The 3,344-nt window shown below is 51.0% G+C and carries 2 rRNA genes; both read right to left on the bottom strand.

Annotated elements, in window-relative coordinates:
• Window positions 1-89, bottom strand: a 5S ribosomal RNA gene (gene rrf, locus ACIQY3_RS34120); the annotation flags it as partial.
• Window positions 90-263: 174 nt separating this feature from the next.
• Window positions 264-3,155, bottom strand: a 23S ribosomal RNA gene (locus ACIQY3_RS34115).
• Between the last annotated feature and the right edge of the window lie 189 nt (window positions 3,156-3,344).

The raw sequence follows: 3,344 nt of genomic DNA, 5'->3' as shown, positions 1-3,344 counted from the left end.
GGAAACCCCACACTACCATCGGCGATGCATCGTTTCACTGCTGAGTTCGGGATGGGATCAGGTGGTTCCAATGCTCTATGGTCGTCAAGAAATTCGGGAGCCAGGTCGTTTGCCCTTGCGGGTTCACGCTCCAGCGAATGGGTATGTGATAGAGCTTGGTGTTTGTGAGCAGCTCGAACTTTCGGTTCGTTTCGTCTTCACACACCGCAATCTGGTGCTCTTTCGCTTTTCAGCTCGAAGCAAGCAAATTGCTTGGGTGTTATATGGTCAAGCCTCACGGGCAATTAGTATTGGTTAGCTCAACGCCTCACAGCGCTTACACACCCAACCTATCAACGTCGTAGTCTTCGACGGCCCTTCAGGGGACTCAAGGTCCCAGTGAGATCTCATCTTGAGGCTAGTTTCCCGCTTAGATGCTTTCAGCGGTTATCTATTCCGAACATAGCTACCCGGCAATGCCACTGGCGTGACAACCGGAACACCAGAGGTTCGTCCACTCCGGTCCTCTCGTACTAGGAGCAGCCCCTCTCAAATCTCAAACGTCCACGGCAGATAGGGACCGAACTGTCTCACGACGTTCTAAACCCAGCTCGCGTACCACTTTAAATGGCGAACAGCCATACCCTTGGGACCGGCTTCAGCCCCAGGATGTGATGAGCCGACATCGAGGTGCCAAACACCGCCGTCGATATGAACTCTTGGGCGGTATCAGCCTGTTATCCCCGGAGTACCTTTTATCCGTTGAGCGATGGCCCTTCCATACAGAACCACCGGATCACTAAGACCTACTTTCGTACCTGCTCGACGTGTCTGTCTCGCAGTCAAGCGCGCTTTTGCCTTTATACTCTACGACCGATTTCCGACCGGTCTGAGCGCACCTTCGTACTCCTCCGTTACTCTTTAGGAGGAGACCGCCCCAGTCAAACTACCCACCATACACTGTCCTCGATCCGGATAACGGACCTGAGTTAGAACCTCAAAGTTGCCAGGGTGGTATTTCAAGGTTGGCTCCACGCGAACTGGCGTCCACGCTTCAAAGCCTCCCACCTATCCTACACAAGCAAATTCAAAGTCCAGTGCAAAGCTATAGTAAAGGTTCACGGGGTCTTTCCGTCTAGCCGCGGATACACTGCATCTTCACAGCGATTTCAATTTCACTGAGTCTCGGGTGGAGACAGCGCCGCCATCGTTACGCCATTCGTGCAGGTCGGAACTTACCCGACAAGGAATTTCGCTACCTTAGGACCGTTATAGTTACGGCCGCCGTTTACCGGGGCTTCGATCAAGAGCTTCGCGTTAGCTAACCCCATCAATTAACCTTCCGGCACCGGGCAGGCGTCACACCCTATACGTCCACTTTCGTGTTTGCAGAGTGCTGTGTTTTTAATAAACAGTCGCAGCGGCCTGGTATCTTCGACCGGCATGGGCTTACGCAGTAAATGCTTCACCCTCACCGGCGCACCTTCTCCCGAAGTTACGGTGCCATTTTGCCTAGTTCCTTCACCCGAGTTCTCTCAAGCGCCTTGGTATTCTCTACCCAACCACCTGTGTCGGTTTGGGGTACGGTTCCTGGTTACCTGAAGCTTAGAAGCTTTTCTTGGAAGCATGGCATCAACCACTTCGTCACCCAAAGGGTAACTCGTCATCAGCTCTCGGCCTTAGAATCCCGGATTTACCTAAGATTCCAGCCTACCACCTTAAACTTGGACAACCAACGCCAAGCTGGCCTAGCCTTCTCCGTCCCTCCATCGCAATAACCAGAAGTACAGGAATATTAACCTGTTTTCCATCGACTACGCTTTTCAGCCTCGCCTTAGGGACCGACTAACCCTGCGTCGATTAACGTTGCGCAGGAAACCTTGGTCTTTCGGCGTGGGTGTTTTTCACACCCATTGTCGTTACTCATGTCAGCATTCGCACTTCTGATACCTCCAGCAAGCTTCTCAACTCACCTTCACAGGCTTACAGAACGCTCCTCTACCGCATCACCTAAGTGATACCCGTAGCTTCGGTGTATGGTTTGAGCCCCGTTACATCTTCCGCGCAGGCCGACTCGACTAGTGAGCTATTACGCTTTCTTTAAAGGGTGGCTGCTTCTAAGCCAACCTCCTAGCTGTCTAAGCCTTCCCACATCGTTTCCCACTTAACCATAACTTTGGGACCTTAGCTGACGGTCTGGGTTGTTTCCCTTTTCACGACGGACGTTAGCACCCGCCGTGTGTCTCCCATGCTCGGCACTTGTAGGTATTCGGAGTTTGCATCGGTTTGGTAAGTCGGGATGACCCCCTAGCCGAAACAGTGCTCTACCCCCTACAGTGATACATGAGGCGCTACCTAAATAGCTTTCGAGGAGAACCAGCTATCTCCGAGCTTGATTAGCCTTTCACTCCGATCCACAGGTCATCCGCTAACTTTTCAACGGTAGTCGGTTCGGTCCTCCAGTTAGTGTTACCCAACCTTCAACCTGCCCATGGATAGATCGCCCGGTTTCGGGTCTATTCCCAGCGACTAGACGCCCTATTAAGACTCGCTTTCGCTACGCCTCCCCTATTCGGTTAAGCTCGCCACTGAAAATAAGTCGCTGACCCATTATACAAAAGGTACGCAGTCACCCAACAAAGTGGGCTCCCACTGCTTGTACGCATACGGTTTCAGGATCTATTTCACTCCCCTCTCCGGGGTTCTTTTCGCCTTTCCCTCACGGTACTAGTTCACTATCGGTCAGTCAGTAGTATTTAGCCTTGGAGGATGGTCCCCCCATATTCAGACAAAGTTTCTCGTGCTCCGTCCTACTCGATTTCATGACTAAGAGATTTTCGCGTACAGGGCTATCACCCACTATGGCCGCACTTTCCAGAGCGTTCCGCTAATCTCAAAGCCACTTAAGGGCTAGTCCCCGTTCGCTCGCCACTACTAAGGGAATCTCGGTTGATTTCTTTTCCTCAGGGTACTTAGATGTTTCAGTTCCCCTGGTTCGCTTCTTAAGCCTATGTATTCAGCTTAAGATACCTAACTTATGTTAGGTGGGTTCCCCCATTCAGACATCTCCGGATCAAAGTCTGTTTGCCGACTCCCCGAAGCTTTTCGCAGGCTACCACGTCTTTCATCGCCTCTGACTGCCAAGGCATCCACCGTATGCGCTTCTTCACTTGACCATATAACCCCAAGCAATCTGGTTATACTGTGAAGACGACATTCGCCGAAAATTCGAATTTCTCAATTAAGAGAACTCACAAATTTTACCTTAGCCTGATCCGTTACCAGTGAAAGTAACGTTCAGTCTATCTTTCTATCACATACCCAAATTTTTAAAGAACGATCTAATCAAAGACTAGAAATCAATA

Origin of the sequence: Pseudomonas sp. NPDC096950 (assembly GCF_044762525.1) — a bacterium.
GTDB lineage: Bacteria > Pseudomonadota > Gammaproteobacteria > Pseudomonadales > Pseudomonadaceae > Aquipseudomonas.
This window is presented reverse-complemented; position numbering and strand designations above follow the sequence as displayed.